This is a genomic window from Flavobacterium sp. I3-2, from assembly GCF_013389595.1.
Taxonomy (GTDB): domain Bacteria; phylum Bacteroidota; class Bacteroidia; order Flavobacteriales; family Flavobacteriaceae; genus Flavobacterium.
Window position 1 is genome coordinate 3,499,254 of the sequence record NZ_CP058306.1, and the last position, 17,246, is coordinate 3,516,499.

Below are 17,246 nucleotides of genomic sequence, written 5' to 3' on the forward strand. Positions count from 1 at the left end.
AATCAAGAGCCTGATTTATTCCTTACGTGGAAAGCAAGTAATGCTAGATAGCGACCTCGCTTCCTTACACCAAGTGGAAACAAAGAACCTCAACAAAGCGGTAAAAAGAAATATGAAAGGTTTCCTATTTCATTTTGCTTTCAATTGACAGATGAAGAATTTGAAAACTTGAGGTTCCAATTTGGAACCTCAAGTTTAAACTATGGTGGAAGACGTTATCTACCTTATGCTTTTACCGAACAAGGTATTGCAATGGCATCTGCTATACTTCGTTCACATATTGCTATTAAAGTGAGCGTTGAAATTATGGAAGCTTTCGTAGAAATGAGAAGAATGCTAATCAGTAACGCCTCTTTATTTCATCGTTTGGATAAGATTGAATTGAAGCAATTACAAGCCGATCAAAAATTTGAGAAAATCTTTAAGGCTTTGGAAAACGACAAGCTCCACAGCGAAAAAGGTATCTTTACAACGGACAGGTTTTTGATGCCGATGCTTTTGTTTCTGATATTATCCGTAGTGCTGGAAATTCCATTATCCTGCTTGATAATTATGTGGATGATACGGTGCTGACCTTATTGAGTAAGCGCAATACAAATGTAGCCTCCACCATACATACCAAATCTATCAGCAATCAATTACGGCTGGATTTACAACGGTACAACATCCAATATCCTCCCATTATTGAGATTGAGATTTTCTCCGATGCTCACGACCGATTTTTGATTATTGACGATACGGAACTTTACCATATCGGGGCATCACTCAAAGACCTGGGCAAAAAATGGTTTGCCTTTTCACGAATGGATATTGAAGTTTGCAGGATGCTTCAAATATTGAATAAACAATAAAAACCTCTCGTTTCTATAAAGAGTTTGTTTATACCATTCTCAAATTTCAATTGAATGATTTTCTAAATTCTAAAGGAGATTGGTTAGTCTTACTTTTGAATATTCTATTAAAAGATTGAGAATGCTCAAAACCTAATCCATATGCAATTTCACTAACCGTCAAATCTGTTGTTGAAAGTTTTTCTTTAGCTTTTAAAATCAGTTTATCGTGAATGTGTTGCTGCGTGGTCTGTCCTGTCAATATTTTAAGTAAGCCACTTAAATAGTTTGGCGACACGTTTAATTTATCCGATACATATTGAACTGTAGGAAGTCCTCTTGAAGCCAGATCGTTGTCGTTAAAGTAATCGTTTAATAATTTATCCAGTCTGTCCAGGATTTGATGATTAGTGATTTTTCTTGTCAGAAACTGCCGCTCATAAAACCGTTCGGCATAATTGAGCAACGTTTCTATTTGTGAAATAATAATATGCTGGCTGAACTTATCCATATTCGTGTGATACTCCTGCTGAATACCCAGAATAATATTCTTCAATAGTAATTCTTCCTTTTCCGATAGGAATAATGCCTCGTGTACATCATAACCAAAGAACTCGTATTTTAAGATCTTATCAGCGAGGCTCGTATGCCATAAAAAGTCAGGGTGAACAAGCAATATCCACCCTGAAAAATCGGGCGTTGCCTCTTTATCTATTTCAAAACTAAATAACTGCTTCGGTGCAGAAAAATACATAATCCCCTCATCAAAGTCATATTCCTGTTGCCCATATATTGCCTTAGAATACGAAGACCGTTTGAGCGATATGGAATAAAAATCGAGCATCCATCTATAATCACATACGTTGCCTATATGTCGAATGTCGGCACAATTAATCACACTGATAAGAGGGTGCTGTGGCTTGGGCAACTCCCTGACCTTATGGTATTCGCTAATGGTTTTTATTCGATATGTAGGCTTATTTTGCACAGTATAAAGATATTTATTTTTTATTGAAGACGGTTGCAAATTCGCCTGCAAAATCGGTCAATTTTACTTTACCCAATGATTGCGGTTTGTACAAATTGTAATCTTCGTAGGCATCCGTTCTTCGGCTGGCGTTCATTTCTGTATAACCTTTGGCAACCTGTGGATTGAAACCAATAGCCAACAGAGCATTTAAAAATTGTTCATCAGAAACCATCTGCCATTTCAGATCGGGTTTTCCAATTGCCTCGCCCAGCACTTGAGCCACTTTGTTTGGAGAAACTTCATCGCTGGCAATATAACGAATTGTCCTGCCGTTAAATGGTTTTTCCATCTCTTCTACAATGGCACTGGCAATATCTAAAGGCGAAACCCAAGGTTCTTTTTTATCGCCACCATAATTTTGGATAATTGCCCCCTGTGATTTGATAGCAGGTATAAATGCAAACATGTTATAGTAAAAGCCAACAGGTCGCATTTCTTTCAGGGAAACCGATTCCGGTAATTCTTTTAAAATCTGCTCTACCTCATAATGAATTCGGAGCATTCCGTTTCCGTGATCTGTATGTGCACCGATACTGCTCAAATGCACCACTTTGGTTACACCTGCCAATAGAATAGCCTGTACGTAAATATTAGCTATCCTTATCCTGTGTGCGTAAACATCGATAGTTTTATTGAAATAATTTGCGGGCGGTTCCATCAGATAAACGATGTTTGCACCTGTAAAAGTTTTCACAAGAAAACCTACGTCTTCAAGCGAGCCAACAGCAGGAACTGCCCCAATAGCTTCGATCTCATTTTGTCTGCCGACATTACTGCTGATAACCGTTACGGAATGTCCTTTTGCTACCAACCCTTCTGCAAGTGGTTTTCCGATATGCCCTAAAGAACCTGTCAATACAATTTTCATATTTTAAAATTTAATTATTGACAAAGTTCAGTGGTTTAAAAATCCGGGATGTAACCAAATCTATCTTTGTTGTAACCGAAAAAATAAGTATAAAATTTCTCTATATCAACGACCGTTTTTAAATTATTGACAAGACAGAGCTTTACCACATCGGGTCATCACTCAAAGACCTCGGCAAAAAATGGTTTGCCTCTTCCCGAATGGATATTGAAGTCGGCAGGATGCTTCAAATATTGGGTAGTCAGTAAGTGTGTTAGCAATTTAAGTGGATTTAATATTTTTATCCTTTACAAATTGTTTATTTATGATTTCCATTGAGTTCAGTTAAGCGTTTTCCTTGGTGATTTGAAAATCTGCGGTTCTTTGGTTCGCCAATCATTTGTTTACCGTAAATACTAGTGTGGCCTGACAAGAGATACGAAATTACACAAGCGATAGCTACATATACACCACATTCAACACCAAATAGTTCAATTGCCATAATAATACAAGCTAATGGTGTATTGGTTGCTCCTGCAAATACAGCAACAAATCCCATTCCTGCCAAAAGTCCTGTTGGTAACGGAATGAATAAACTTATAGTATTTCCCAAAGTTGCTCCGATAAAGAATAACGGCGTTATTTCGCCGCCTTTGAAACCTGCCGAAAGTGTGATAATAGTAAAAGCCATTTTCAACGCAAAATCATATGCAGGTAATTGTTGGTCAAACGAGTGAACAATAGTTGGAATACCTAACCCAATGTATTTTGTTGTGCCGATTGCCCAAACCGCAAAAGCCACAATCACTCCGCCAACTAAGGGACGAAAAGGAGCAAATTCAATTTTTGATTTAAAAATCGCACTTGTTTTATGAATGACCTTGCTAAATGTTGCGGAACATAACCCAAAAATAATCCCTGCAATAATTGCATATATAATATTTAGAAATGAAATGTTGGGTACAAAATTGATGTGATAATGTGTGTGATGTGTCTGCCAAAGTTTGGTAACTAAATCGGCAATAATTCCTGCGGCAAATGCAGGAAAAATAGCATCATATTTCAGTCGTCCGATTAGAAAAACTTCCAAACCAAAGACTGCACCTGCTAATGGTGTTCCGAATACGGAGCCGAAACCTGCGGAAATAGCCGAAATAATTAAAATTTTTCGTTCGCTCTCTGTCAATCGAAAAGGTTTGACAAATTGGTCGGCAATAGCACCCGCCATTTGTAAAGCCGTCCCCTCACGTCCTGCCGAGCCGCCAAAAAAATGCGTAGCAATAGTTCCGATATACACATACGGAGCCATTCGGAACGAGATAATTTCTTTTGGATTGTGAATGGTGTCAATAAGCAAATTATTTCCTGCTTCAATGTCTTTGCCCAAATAGTAATAGAGCAAACCGATGAAAAAACCACCAATTGGCAATAATGCAATTAACCATAAATGATTTTCACGATAATTTGTAACCCAGTCCAATGATTGCAGAAAACCTGCTGAAGCACTACCAACACAAAGTCCGATAAGCAAACATAAAAATGTCCATTTAAGGATGTAGGAAATTGAAGGATACTTTCTGAAAAATACTTTCGTAGATAAATTGATTTTTTGACCGAATGACTTTTTGTTATTTATTGACATAACCAACCCGATTAAAATGTTAAACATTTAATTTAATCAGGCGTCATCAGCTTTTAAAAGCGGTTGGGTAAGGAAGAACACCATTTCCTTTTGGAACGACAAATGTATTAAAAAAATATTATAATATATCTGCCGTAAAGAAATATCCTTTTTGTCTTTTCATTCTATTACGCCAAATACCGCCTCTCAACGCCAAACCCTGCAACATTCACAAAGGCATTTGCTTCCGCTTATAATTTTAGGCTTCAAGCAAAATTCTAAACAAAATTATAGTATGAGTACACAGCAAAAAGACCTATCGTATTTCAGGTTACGACTGCAAGAATTATTAAACAGCAGCTTCCCTGAAAAGGCACACGACCAAAAGTTTATCGACCAACGTTCATCGTGGGCTGCCAATGCTTATGAGGTGGCTTTCCGTTGGGGAAACGTAGTTGAGCAATGCAACGAGATTGCCAATTATATCCTGTTTGAAAATCTGCATTTCTCCAAATTCGATACGGTTTTCCAAGTCGTATGCAATGAGTTTGATACCCTAATGGCAGACGAAGAACTACGACCGTTCGCTCTTAAAATGTTCACCGTCTGTGAGCCTGTTTTCTCCAACTATAAATTAACTGATGATTTCGCTTACACCTATGAGTTTGATGCTCTTTATACCGAAGTAACTGGAACCATTGCAATATGGATAGAGAAAAATGGGCTTCAGTAAAAAGCAACATCTCCAACAAAACATTGATGCCTTACGAATTGCTTTTAAACTGGAAAAGGAGAACCGTCAAGCCACCGTAGGCGAAAGACTGCTAATGATGCAATACAGCGGATTTGGCGGTCTTAAATTCGTGCTGAACCCCATAGCGGATGATATAGACATCAACCATTGGAGAAAAACCGAACATAACCTTTTCCCGATTGTGCAGGAACTCCACCAACTGCTAAAAGAAAATCCCCAAGACGAAAAGCAATACCGCAGGTACGTGGACAGTATGAAAAGCTCGGTACTAACCGCTTTTTATACACCACCGCAGGTGATAGATGCCATTTCGCAATCAATGCGTGATAAGGGTTTGCACATTGACAAGTTCCTTGAACCATCGGCAGGTATCGGATCATTTGTCGAATCCTTTGCAGGGAACGAAACCAAAGTTACAGCCTATGAAAAAGATGTGCTCACAGGAAAAATATTAAAACAGCTTTATCCCGAAAGCACTGTCCGTATAAGCGGTTTTGAAGAAATACCCGAAAAAGAACAAAACAGTTACGATGTTGTTGCCAGCAATATCCCTTTTGGCGATACTTCTGTTTTTGACCTTTCGTATTCTCGTAGTAAAGAGAGTGCAAAAGTTCAGGCTGCCCGAAGCATTCACAATTATTTCTTTCTGAAAGGTAACGATATGCTCCGTGAGGGCGGTTTACAGGCTTTTATTACCTCACAAGGGATTTTAAACAGTCCGAATAACGAGCCTATACGCAGAGCGTTGATGGAAAACAACGATTTGGTATCCGTAATTCGCTTACCCAATAATCTATTTACTGATTATGCAGGTACTGAGGTCGGCAGTGATCTTATCATTCTCCAAAAGAATACAGCAAAACAAAATCTGACCGAAAGAGAAGATTTATTTTGCCAAAGTACGAAAACAGGCTACGGTACGCCAAGCAATGCTTTGTTAGATAAAAGTGGACAAATTGTACATACACATTGGAAAGTAGCTACCGACCCTTACGGGCAACCTGCTTTAATCTATACACACAACAAGGGTGTTGAGGGCATTGCAAATAGCCTTGAACAGATGCTTTCCGATGATTTTGGAAAGCATTTAAACTTGTCTTTGTACAAAGAAAAACGGAATGATGAACCTATTGTTCAAATTCCGACACAGCCCATTGTTACACCTCCAGTTATTGAACGTGAAATTCAAGAGCGTGAAATCATTCAGCCGGAACAACATCGTTTAACACAATCAGCCATCATACTGGAAAGTCCGCAGGAATTAAAACAGTTAAGCATTTTCGACCTGTTTGAAAATGATGATGAAAACATAGCGGTTTTAACTCCACCAAAGAAAGCAACGAAATCTAAAAAGCAAACTACCAAAAAACAACGGGCTAACATTGGTCGCCAAATCGACCTGTTCAGTTCAGCAATGCAGCAACCTTATACGCCTTCAGTTTCCAATGGCTCGGTCAATAGAACCGTTCCACCCAACGGAACAAAACAGGAAATTATTCGCGATTTATTTTCGCAGTCTAACGGAAATGACCAGGCTGATAAACCAGCTATTTCCGTACCTGTTCTTGCAGCCATTCCTAAGCCTGCTCCGTATAGTGGCGAATTGCAATCGTTCCATCGTAACGATTGCCTTGTGGTTGATAATGGTTGGGTAGGTCATTTACAGGAAGTAGATAAAGTGGATAAAACTGCAATGTTCTACCCATTGCAATTACCTTCTTTACAGAAAGCAAGAGCCGAAGCGTATATCGGAGTACGTGATATTTACCAACAGCTTTACAATAAAGAAGCGGAACTACAAACCGAACATAAGGCAGAAAGAGAAAATTTAAACCAACTGTACGATGCTTTTGTAAAAAGGTACGGTAGTCTGAACAGTGCCGATAATATCAAGCTGATTAAGACGGATAGTGCCGGAAAAGAAATCCCTTATTTGGAGCGTGTAAAAGGGAGTGTTATCCATAAAGCGGATATTTTCAGCCATCCTGTAAGTTTTTCCACGACAACATTAGCAACCGATAATCCCGAAGAAGCATTAGCATCCTCATTGAATAAATACGGAAGTGTTGATTTGGACTATATGTCCGAAATCAGCAGTATGTCTGCAGATGCCTTGAAAGATGCTCTGCACGGTCGTATTTTTTATAATCCCCTGCAAAGTGAATACGAAATTTCCGAACGCTGGATAGCCGGTAACGTGGTAGAAAAAGCACAGGAAATAATAGAATATGTAGAAAGCAATCCCGAAAATACCGAAGCAAAGCACAGCCTTATGGTATTGGAAGAAGCCCGACCAAGACGTATCGAATTTGAGGAACTGGACTTTAACCTTGGTGAACGCTGGATACCCACAGGTATTTATGCCAAATTTGCTTCGCACCTGTTCGATGCGGAAGTGAATATCCATTATTCCGACAGTTCCGATGATTTTTCCGTAATCTGTAATCGGGGCAATCAAAATATATGGGTAAAATATGCGGTAAAGGCTGAAAGCAGGACGTTTGATGGCGTTGCTCTGCTCAAACACGCTCTTGTCAATACGACGCCCGATATCACCAAAAAAGTCGAAATAGACGGCAAGGAAGTCAAAGTAAAGGATATGGAAGCCATACAGATGGCAAACACTAAGATTGACGAAATACGTACCGCTTTTACCGATTGGTTACACGCACAGAGCAATGAGTTTAAAAAAAGGCTAACCGACCAATACAATGATAAGTTTAATTGTTTTGTTCGCCCAAACTATGATGGAAGCCATCAGGAGTTTCCGGGATTAGACCGTAAAGCATTGGGCATTGAAGACCTGTACGGAAGTCAAAAAGATGCCGTATTGATGATTAAACTCAATAACGGTGCTATCTGCGATCACGAAGTAGGTACAGGAAAAACATTGATAATGTGTACGGCAGCACAGGAAATGAAGCGTTTGGGACTTGCTCATAAACCAATGATAATCGGGCTGAAAAGTAATGTGCACGAAATCGCCGAAGCCTATCGCACTGCCTATCCGCACGCTAAAATCCTCTTTCCGGGCAAAGAAGATTTTACACCGCAAAAACGCCTGCGAATTTTCGGAGATATTAAAAACAACGATTGGGACTGTGTGATTTTAACACACGACCAATTCGGTATGATACCGCAATCGCCAGAAATTCAAAAGGAAATCCTCGAAATAGAATTGGATAATGTGGAGCGAAACCTCGATGCGATGCAGTCGCAGGGAGCTGAAGTAACAAGAGGTATGCTTGCCGGGTCCATTAAACGGAAAGAAAACCTCGAAGTAAAGCTAAAGACTTTACAGCACGATATTGAAAATCGCAAAGATGATATTGTGGACTTTAAAATGATGGGCATAGACCATTTGTTTATCGACGAGAGCCACCAGTTTAAAAACCTGATGTTTAACACCCGTCACAGCCGTGTAGCTGGATTGGGTAACGTGGACGGTAGCCAAAAAGCGTTAAACCTGCTGTTTGCAATCAGAACCATACAGGAGCGTACCGATGCAGATATGGGTGCAACCTTTCTTTCGGGTACAACCATCAGCAATTCATTGACGGAATTGTACCTGCTCTTTAAATACCTGCGACCACGGGCATTGGAAAAACAAGGTATTAACTGTTTTGATGCGTGGGCAGCAATCTATGCCCGTAAAACGACCGATTATGAGTTTTCAGTTGCCAACAATATTGTGGCGAAAGAACGTTTTCGATACTTTATCAAAGTACCCGAGCTTGCACAGTTTTACTCGGAAATTACGGATTACCGTACTGCAAAGGATATTGGCATTGACCGACCTGTAAAAAACGAAATCCTGTACAACATTCCACCAACGCCCGACCAGGGCGTATTTATCAAAAAGTTGATGGAGTTTGCTAAAACAGGAAATGCAGTCTTGCTCGAACGACCGCCCTTATCTCCAACAGAAGAAAAAGCAAAGATGCTGATTGCTACGGACTATGCTCGTAAGATGTCATTAGATATGCGAATGGTAAGCGGAGCTTATGAAGATCATCCCGATAGCAAGGCTTCGCATTGTGCAGCTAATATTGCCAAGTATTACAACAAATTCAATGCACAGAAAGGAACGCAGTTCGTCTTTTCGGATTTGGGTACGTACAAACCTAACGAATGGAATGTGTACTCCGAAATCAAACGTAAGCTCGTGGAAGATCACGGTATACCTGCACACGAAGTACGCTTCATTCAGGAAGCCAAAACAGATAACCAACGCAAGGAGCTTATCAAAGGAATGAACGAGGGCAAAATCCGTGTGCTGTTCGGCTCAACGAGTATGCTCGGTACAGGTGTCAATGCACAGAAAAGAGCCGTTGCCATTCATCATTTAGATACACCGTGGCGACCAAGCGACCTTGCCCAGCGTGACGGTCGGGCAATCCGCAAAGGCAATGAGATTGCCAAGTTCTTTGCCGATAATAAAGTAGATGTAGTTATCTATGCCGTTGAAAAATCATTGGATAGTTATAAGTTTAATCTGCTCTTCAACAAACAGTTATTTATCGACCAATTAAAATCCAACAATCTCGGCAAGCGAACCATAGATGAAGGCAGTATGGACGAAAAATCGGGTATGAACTTCTCCGAGTATGTGGCAATCCTGTCGGGAAATACCGATCTGCTGGATAAAGCCAAAGTAGAAAAACAGATTGCCGGATTGGAAAGTGAAAAACAGGCGTTTAACCGTTCCAAGTCAAGTGCCAAATACAAGCTGGAAGATTTTACAGATGAACTGAGCAAAGCTCAATCCCGTTTGAACCGGATGAGTACAGACTGGGAAAACTTGCAGCAACGCCTACAAAAGCATTCAGACGGAACAATCGCAAATCCTGTGCTGTTGGATGGCTTACCGCCCAATGCAAACCCGAAACAAATCGGCACGAAACTTAATGAGATTGCGGATAGGGCTCGTACCGCAGGGCAATATGAAGAAATCGGCAGCTTGTACGGTTTTACGCTGTTGGTTAAAACTGAAATGTCTGAAAAAGAGGGGGCAGATATTAGGGTAAACCGTTTTTTGGTTCAGGGCGAGGGCAACATCAAATACACCTACAACAACGGTTTAATGGCGAAAGACCCTGAAACCGCAGCAATGAACTTTTTGAAGGCTTTAAAAAAGCTGCCGGGCTTTATTAAACAGGAGCAGGAGAAAATTTCTGAAATACAAAAAGACCTGCCTATACTTCAGGAAGTGCTTAGCGGTACGTGGTCTAAGGAAAGCCGATTGAGCGAACTCAAAACGGAACTGGCTGCGGTAGAACGGAAGATACAGCTATCCATTACGCCGGAAACAAAAACAGATGCTCCGGAGCAGGAAGAAAAGAAGAAAGAAACCCCGACGGTTCAGGAAAGCATTGTGCGGGTAAAAGGTGTTCATATGCCCCGTGGTATATTGTAGTAATATAGCATACGGGCAAAATAAAAGGGAGGTGTTAGACCTCCCTTTTATTTTATCACTCCTGTACCAAATGCTGTAAATCGGGGTCATTCTTGATGCGTTCCATTTCACTTACAACAATATTTAGTATATCTGATTTTATCTGCTTGTAATTGGCTTCAATTTCCTGCTTCATTTTATCTTCACCCTGCTTATCAACAAAGGACAGGATTTCCGGTATTTTCTGATAGGCTTTTGTTTCGGCAGCAACTGTTTCATTATCTACCACAATTTCGGCGTGGAAAATCTTTTGCTCGATACGCTCGTCAAAGTTATCTGATACCGAACCTACGAACATCCCCTGCGTTAAGGTCGAAATTTTAGAGGCAGGTATCAGGCTATCCAACTGGGTAGATATAGAGGTAGATTTATCGTTTCGGTTGATGGTCATACTCTGGCGTTTCTGCAACACTTTACCGAAGCGTTCGGAAAGGCTCTTTGCCGTTTCGCCTACAACCTGCCCGCTGAAAACATTACCGACGGTATTCTGAATAACCTTGCTTTCCTTATCGCCGTAATCTCTTGTTAATTGCGAAAAGTCCTGAAAACCCAGACATACCGCCACCTTATTACTTCTCGCCGTTGCGATGAGATTGTCCAGTCCCCTAAAATAAATTGTGGGCAGCTCATCAATTATAACCGAACTCTTTAGCTGTCCTTTTTTATTGATGAGCTTTACAATCCTTGAATTGTACAAACCCAAAGCTGCCGAATATATATTTTGCCTGTCGGGATTGTTACCTACACATAAAATCTTAGGTTCATTCGGGTTATTAATGTCGAGCGTGAAGTCGTTGCCAGTCATTACCCAATAAAGCTGCGGGCTAATCATTCTTGATAGTGGAATTTTTGCAGATGCGATTTGACCTTGTAATTGGTCTTGTGCGCCGCCTTGCCACGCATCCATAAACGATGACAAATAATTTTCTAAATCGGGATAGGAAGTTAAAATCGTGAACACGTCCGAATACTTTTTATTCAGCAATTCGATGGCGTGCGGGAAAGTGCAATACTTCCCGTTTTCGTAGATTTTGAGATACCAAATAATGGCTGCAAGCAATATAATTGGGCTTTCCACGAAGAAATCCCCTTGCTTCAAAATCCACGACTTGTTAAGATTTAGCATTATCGTATATGCCGCTTCGTAGGCATCCGATATGTCCGTCATAAATTCGGGATTGAGTGGATTACAACGGTGGCTCTTGCGTGGGTCGTCGAAGTTTATCACGTAGAATTTGGGTTGTACTTCGTACTTATCCCGATGCTTCAGTAAGTGATTGTAGGCAATAGTAGAAAGGTCGTCGAACTTGAAATCGTAGATGTACATACTAAACCCTTTCTCTATCTGCTGCTTGATGTAGTTGTTTACAATTGCATAGCTCTTGCCCGAACCTGGTGTGCCCAACACAATCGAGGCTCGAAAAGGGTTCACGATGTTAATCCAACCGTTGTTCCATTTGTTTTTGTAAAAGAACTTTGTGGGTAGATTGACGGAATATTCGTTTTCCATCAGCTTTGTTTCCTGTTGGAAGCTCTCGTTTTCATTATTGAAAACGTCGTCCATCAGGTTGTTCTTTAATAGTCTGCTCATCCATACACCCGCCATCAGCAAAGCGATATAGCCTAACGATATAGTCAGGATATACAGGAACGTGCCTACTGCCGGGGATAGCTTTAGCAATGGTGTGTTCAGGAAAAACAGCACGAAACCGATACCCAAAGTCACGTAAATTTTAGTCCAGGTTATCTTCTCATTCTTTACGCCCTTAGTGCCTAAACAGCTTAAAGCGAGCAATACCAAAGCAAAGGCTTTGGTATATAGGGTATGTGAGAACAAACCCGCCGTTCTGTCGAAATTGCCTAAAATCTTGTTGATTACTTCCAGTGTCCAGCCACGTTCTAAAAAGAACCCGTAGCAGAACCAATAAAGGTGCATCAGTACCAATAGAATACTGACTGCCCGCATAAAAGCCATTATCTTGGCTAAGCCTCTTAAATCGTCCTCTCCCTGCATTATTTTGAGTTTTAATGTTCGGGCGTGAATTTAAAGTCTGTTCGGAATAGTTATAAGATTGTGGTAGTCTAAGGCAGTACGTGGCGGTATTTGGCTTAATCAGTGTATTTATTTAGGAGCGGATTTCATTAATGATTTATAGGAAGTAAGGAATGCGGACAAACTCTTGTATCCTACTTTGAATGCTACTTCTGTAAGGGTATATTTTTTAGTATCAATTAGTTCAATACTCTTCAAAATACGGGTAAGCTGTATATATTTCTGTATGGTTATCCCCGTTTCATTTTTAAAGATACGTTGTAAATTGCGTACCGACATATTCGCAATTTCTACATAATCTTCGACTTTAAACTCATATCTGAAATTTTCATTGATATGACTGCAAATCGGAATTAGTCGCTCGTCTGAAGGTACAGGGATTTCCAAAGCATTATTTTTCTGATAAAAATCTGGAAGGTTTTGCAAAATGGCTAATAAAAAGACTTTCTGATTATCATCTTCAATAAGTTGTTTATTCCACTTAGTTGCATAATTGAGCATTTCGTGTAAGACAATAGGAACACGGAAAATCTTTACGGAATTGTAAAATTGATTTTGCGGAATATACTTAAAGAGCAATACTGTCAGATTAACGGTTTCTGCTGATGATGATATGCGGTGTTTTATATTTGACGGTATCCATATTGCGTGATTTTGAGGTACAAAATAAACCTTATTCTCTATGTAAAAATACTGAAAACCCTCTGTAACATAGGATAGCTGATAACGTGCGTGAGAATGCTCGTAATCATCATGTTTCCAGTTTTGTTGCTGCCATATATAAGCATCGCTTATAACATCATCTGAATAATTGCCAGGAGTTGTTTCCTTAAGACCACATTTTAGCATTGCGTTTTAAATATACTTTTTGGCAAAGCTAATAAAAACGAAATATTTAATTTTGCAATATTATTAGAAAAATTTCCTGTGCAATGAATAAAACAATCTCATTTTTAGTTTTCACGCTCTCCTTTTTATTATCAATCAACACTACTGCTATGGCTCAAAATAAGAAAACAAACATACTGGTGCTTATCCATTCTGATAATGGCGGCACTTATGAACTGGCAAAGAACATTACCGAAGGAATTGAGAAAAATAGCGATGCTAATGCTACTATAAAGTTGGTGAAAGCATCAGATAATGTCAAGTTGAAAGACATTCCCGTAGCCAACGTTGATGAATTAAGTTCCTACGATGGCATAGCTTTTGGCTCGCCTGTGTACTTCGGGAATATCAGTACGGCAATGAGCGAATTTTTATCAAAAACGGTAGATGTCTGGACAAAACACGAATTAGAAGGTATGCCTGCAACTGTTTTTATGTCTGCAGGAAGCGGAGCCGGAAAAGAACTGGCATTGCAATCTTTCTGGAATAGTCTGGCAGTACACGGTATGATACTGGTATCAAATGGTATTCGTGGATATGAAAACATAGAAAAAAATATACCGCAAGGGAACTCGGTGTTAGGTACAACTAGTCTGGCTTCCTTAAAAGATGTGACAAGACCAAGCAAAAGCGAGCGTTATCTTGCCAAATTACAGGGAGAAAATTTTGCTAAAGTTTCCACGGCATTAAAAGGAACTTTCAAACAAAAGTCAATCGAAACTAAATCTGCATACACAGTGGATATCAACGAGGTATTGAAACAGAAAAATATTGTTTTACCTGAATTACCAAAACCTGTAGGAAACTACGAGCTTTTTTCGCGTTCCGGGAATTTAGTATTTATCAATCAGGTTTCACTTAAAGACGGAAAGATTTTATATCCTGGAAAAGTCGGTATTGATGTTACTGAACAACAAGTAGAAGAAGCGACCAAAGTTACTATGCTCAACATTATTGCAATTTTGAAAGAGGCAGTGGGAGGCGATTTGAACAAAGTAAAAAAATGTGTGCAATTGATTGGCGTTTTTAATACTCCTGAAACATATACGCAGCACGCTATGTTGATGAATGCAGCTTCTGACCTGACAGTGGAAATATTCGGAGAAAAGGGAAAGCATACACGAAATACATCGGGGGCATATTCCTTACCAGTTGGTTCTTCTGTATCTATTCAGGCAATTTTTGAAGTTGAGTAGATAGCTGTTATACGCAGATAGATAATTATTGATAATGAGAAAAATAATTCTGATTACCATTCTTTCATTCACTATGTTGCAATATACTGTCTTTCAGAAAGGTCAGCGTAATGTTAAAGAACGAATCCAATATATTTTTAGTGAACTATAAAAGGAAGAATTACATTTTTTTCTTCCTTTTCTTCTTCATCTTGTTAGCAAAATCCTGTTCCTCATAATCCTCGCCCTGGGCTTCGGGTAGCAAACCGCCCAATGCTTCAATCAAACCATCTTCGTGTTTTTCCGTAGTTAAGAAGTCGAACAAATGGTGTGGTTCTTCCGCAGGAAGATCCGCATCATTTGATGTGGATAGTTTGGGGATTGGTACAGCAGCTTCTTTTATATCCGGTTTGATATTATTATTCCAGTAATCATTAAAGACATTGGCAGAAAGCTCCTTGTCTAAACGTGAACCGTTCCAAACTGCTTTGGAATTATGGTCTATGAATGTGATACCATAAATACGACCTGTATCGTTCTGTCGTACCACCACGTTAATGCCCTGTTCAATTAGCTGCTTTTTAAAAGCCTGCTCGTCGCTCGTGGTTTTCAGGGCAACGGTAACGGCAGCTTTTAGGGTCTGCTTGCCTGGGTGGTCTTTCAAAGCCGTTTTGCATTTCGCAAAATGCAATTCCAAAGCCGGAAGCCCTGCGCTCTTTCCGAACAAGGAAGCCTTGAACGGATGCCCGGCTTTTTCGCCATTTTCATTTAAGGGGATGTACAGTAAACCCTGCCGCATCTTTTTGTGTAGTTCGCCCTCCACTTTTTCGGTGGTAATATTGAACAGGGATAGCAGGGCATTGTATTCGCCCAAAGTCTGGTACTGGTAATAGTTTGGCAGGTGACGAACAACCGAAGCGATTTGGCTCTTTACGTCGCCTGCCTTATAATCTATCGGGAGGAAAACATTGTCATTTTGGTTACGCTCTTTATCGGTTGCGGGTATCAATCCATGTTTCTGCTCCAGTTCACGGCACAGGTTCATAGACCGCATTTTCTCGAATTTGTCCGAAATCTTTTTGCCTTGTTCATCAACACAAACCGATACAATATGAATATGGCTTCGGTCAATATCAGTGTGCTTGAATACCACAAAAGGCTGTTCTTCATAACCCAGCTCCCGCATATACTGTTGTGCTATTTCCCGATATTTATCATCACTAACATTATCTTTCGGGTCGGGATTGAGTGAAATATGCAAAGTATGTTTCTCGGTTTTTTGATTTGCCAGAAGATAAGGAGCAAAAGATTGTGCCAATTGCGCAACGGAATATTGCCCGCTTGCCGTTTCAATAATCTTATTTGTAAACAAGATTTGTCCGTTTTCTTTCTCTACTTTTAGATTATTATATGCCAACGCACCGTACAAATTTGCACTTCTACCGATTTTTGCTATCATTTCTAAGGTTATTTTTTGAGGTATTTCTTGTCAAATTCCTCGGTTATTTCCAGCACTTTTTTAAACAGCTCAACCATTTCTGTCGTCTGCTTTTCTAATTTATACAGGTATGCCGATGCTTTTTTCTCCGAAAAGCTCTTGTACAATAGCTTTACAATCTGGTTATAATTGACACCAATAGAACGAAACTGACTGTGAAACGAAGTCAACCGCATATAGAAATCAACCGTTCCTTTGTCAATCTGAACGGACTTCATTTTGTTTCCGAACAGTTGTGTAATGATAAATTTTGCTTTGTTGGGCATTCCTGATCCTTCAAAAAGCGATAAAAATTTGGCGTTTTCTTCGTCCGTAAGACGAAAAACGTGGCGGTGGATGCTTGGGTCGGTCTTAGGTATCCGTCCGCCCTTATTCTGTTTTTTGTTACTGTTGTCGTTCATCACTAATCCATTTTTAATCTACACAAAACCTCGACTTCGGAGAGTGTTTTTTAGCTCCCGGCAGGGCAAGTTGTTTTAGGCACTAACTCGGTTTCGAGTGCCTTAAAACACAACTTGCCGTGTTCCGGTGAACACAAAAATCCGCCCTGAGGGCCGGATTGGATTTAGCAGGGAAAAACGGCTCGATGCCGTGGCTGTTAAACTCTATTTTGTCAATTCGATTTTGCATAAATCCGTTAATAAAAATCATTACACAAAGTAAAGACCTGTTTTTTAAAGCATTGCAATGTGGCACAGTGCCAAACAATGCCTTTGAACGCCAAACAATGCCACATTGAACGAACTGCTTGTTTATCTCTTTTTATTTGTACCAACAAAAGGATATAAGTGCATAAATAGTTATGCACGTAACAACCTAAGTATATAACTATCGAGGTAGATAGATAAAAGTACAAGTACATGTTCAGATACTTATCTGTGTAGTTCTATCTGTGGAGATACAGGCATATCAGTAAGTAGGTTTTTCGATACAGACTTACTTACCTGCACACCTACAGAGGTATGTGTTTAGGTGCATAAATACCTGCCTAAATATATCTGTATTGAGCAACATACCTATATGTAGAGATAAATAGGTAGCAGACTGCAAACATAGGCACCTACGCAAATAGGTAAATGTGTATATAAATAATTT

The 17,246-nt window shown here is 39.8% G+C and carries 10 protein-coding genes, 2 pseudogenes and 1 riboswitch; of the genes and pseudogenes, 5 read left to right on the forward strand and 7 right to left on the reverse strand.

Annotation, left to right across the window (positions count from 1 at the left end; translation table 11 throughout):
* The first annotated feature begins 40 nt into the window (after positions 1-40).
* Positions 41-573 (forward strand): annotated as a pseudogene (locus HW119_RS16815) (ORF6N domain-containing protein).
* A gap of 324 nt (positions 574-897) precedes the next feature.
* Here HW119_RS16815 and HW119_RS16370 read toward each other — a convergent pair.
* The gene (locus HW119_RS16370) at positions 898-1,818 is read right to left on the reverse strand and encodes a helix-turn-helix domain-containing protein (RefSeq protein WP_038331139.1); all 921 of its coding nucleotides are present in this window, start codon (positions 1,816-1,818) and stop codon (positions 898-900) included.
* A 13-nt stretch (positions 1,819-1,831) separates the two neighbouring features.
* Entirely contained in the window at positions 1,832-2,728 is an 897-nt protein-coding gene (locus HW119_RS16375) for an NmrA family NAD(P)-binding protein (RefSeq protein ID WP_038330895.1), read from the reverse strand.
* 122 nt (positions 2,729-2,850) lie between these two features.
* Between HW119_RS16375 and HW119_RS16820 the strand changes: the two are divergent.
* Positions 2,851-2,976 (forward strand): annotated as a pseudogene (locus HW119_RS16820) (ORF6N domain-containing protein); the annotation flags it as partial.
* 50 nt (positions 2,977-3,026) lie between these two features.
* Here the strand turns inward: HW119_RS16820 and HW119_RS16380 are convergent.
* Complete coding sequence (locus tag HW119_RS16380; protein WP_084106827.1) at positions 3,027-4,349, reverse strand: voltage-gated chloride channel family protein; 1,323 nt, start codon at positions 4,347-4,349, stop codon at positions 3,027-3,029.
* A gap of 30 nt (positions 4,350-4,379) precedes the next feature.
* Positions 4,380-4,446, reverse strand: a riboswitch (Fluoride riboswitch).
* Positions 4,447-4,623: 177 nt separating this feature from the next.
* Between HW119_RS16380 and HW119_RS16385 the strand changes: the two genes are divergently transcribed.
* On the forward strand, positions 4,624-5,061 hold the full coding sequence (locus HW119_RS16385; RefSeq protein WP_177766419.1) for a DUF1896 domain-containing protein: 438 nt from the start codon (positions 4,624-4,626) through the stop codon (positions 5,059-5,061).
* Positions 5,048-10,498: an N-6 DNA methylase gene (locus tag HW119_RS16390; RefSeq protein ID WP_177766421.1), complete on the forward strand. Its 5,451-nt coding sequence runs from the start codon at positions 5,048-5,050 to the stop codon at positions 10,496-10,498. Before HW119_RS16385 ends, HW119_RS16390 begins: the two co-directional genes overlap by 14 nt.
* A gap of 55 nt (positions 10,499-10,553) precedes the next feature.
* Here HW119_RS16390 and mobC read toward each other — a convergent pair whose 3' ends face one another.
* Together mobC and HW119_RS16400 are read right to left on the reverse strand one after the other, a co-directional pair.
* Positions 10,554-12,551, reverse strand: coding sequence for a conjugal transfer protein MobC (gene mobC, locus HW119_RS16395; protein WP_177766423.1), 1,998 nt, complete (start codon positions 12,549-12,551; stop codon positions 10,554-10,556).
* A gap of 108 nt (positions 12,552-12,659) precedes the next feature.
* Positions 12,660-13,439, reverse strand: a complete 780-nt coding sequence (locus tag HW119_RS16400) for a helix-turn-helix domain-containing protein (protein WP_038330885.1) — start codon at positions 13,437-13,439, stop codon at positions 12,660-12,662.
* Positions 13,440-13,522: 83 nt separating this feature from the next.
* Here HW119_RS16400 and HW119_RS16405 point away from each other — a divergent pair, with 83 nt between their 5' ends.
* On the forward strand, positions 13,523-14,674 hold the full coding sequence (locus HW119_RS16405) for an NAD(P)H:quinone oxidoreductase (RefSeq protein WP_065720163.1): 1,152 nt from the start codon (positions 13,523-13,525) through the stop codon (positions 14,672-14,674).
* 160 nt (positions 14,675-14,834) lie between these two features.
* On the opposite strand, the gene mobB is transcribed toward HW119_RS16405, so the two are convergent.
* On the reverse strand, positions 14,835-16,112 hold the full coding sequence (gene mobB, locus HW119_RS16410; RefSeq protein ID WP_038330880.1) for a conjugal transfer protein MobB: 1,278 nt from the start codon (positions 16,110-16,112) through the stop codon (positions 14,835-14,837).
* A gap of 8 nt (positions 16,113-16,120) precedes the next feature.
* Entirely contained in the window at positions 16,121-16,552 is a 432-nt protein-coding gene (gene mobA / locus HW119_RS16415; protein ID WP_177766425.1) for a conjugal transfer protein MobA, read from the reverse strand.
* Between the last annotated feature and the right edge of the window lie 694 nt (positions 16,553-17,246).

Coding starts and splice junctions, on each gene's coding strand:
- HW119_RS16375 (WP_038330895.1), bottom strand. CDS start 2,728: ATGAAAATTGTATTGACAGGTTCTTTAGGGCATATCGGAAAACCACTT.
- HW119_RS16380 (WP_084106827.1), bottom strand. CDS start 4,349: ATGTCAATAAATAACAAAAAGTCATTCGGTCAAAAAATCAATTTATCT.
- HW119_RS16385 (WP_177766419.1), top strand. CDS start 4,624: ATGAGTACACAGCAAAAAGACCTATCGTATTTCAGGTTACGACTGCAA.
- HW119_RS16390 (WP_177766421.1), top strand. CDS start 5,048: ATGGGCTTCAGTAAAAAGCAACATCTCCAACAAAACATTGATGCCTTA.
- mobC (WP_177766423.1), bottom strand. CDS start 12,551: ATGCAGGGAGAGGACGATTTAAGAGGCTTAGCCAAGATAATGGCTTTT.
- HW119_RS16400 (WP_038330885.1), bottom strand. CDS start 13,439: ATGCTAAAATGTGGTCTTAAGGAAACAACTCCTGGCAATTATTCAGAT.
- HW119_RS16405 (WP_065720163.1), top strand. CDS start 13,523: ATGAATAAAACAATCTCATTTTTAGTTTTCACGCTCTCCTTTTTATTA.
- mobB (WP_038330880.1), bottom strand. CDS start 16,112: ATGATAGCAAAAATCGGTAGAAGTGCAAATTTGTACGGTGCGTTGGCA.
- mobA (WP_177766425.1), bottom strand. CDS start 16,552: ATGAACGACAACAGTAACAAAAAACAGAATAAGGGCGGACGGATACCT.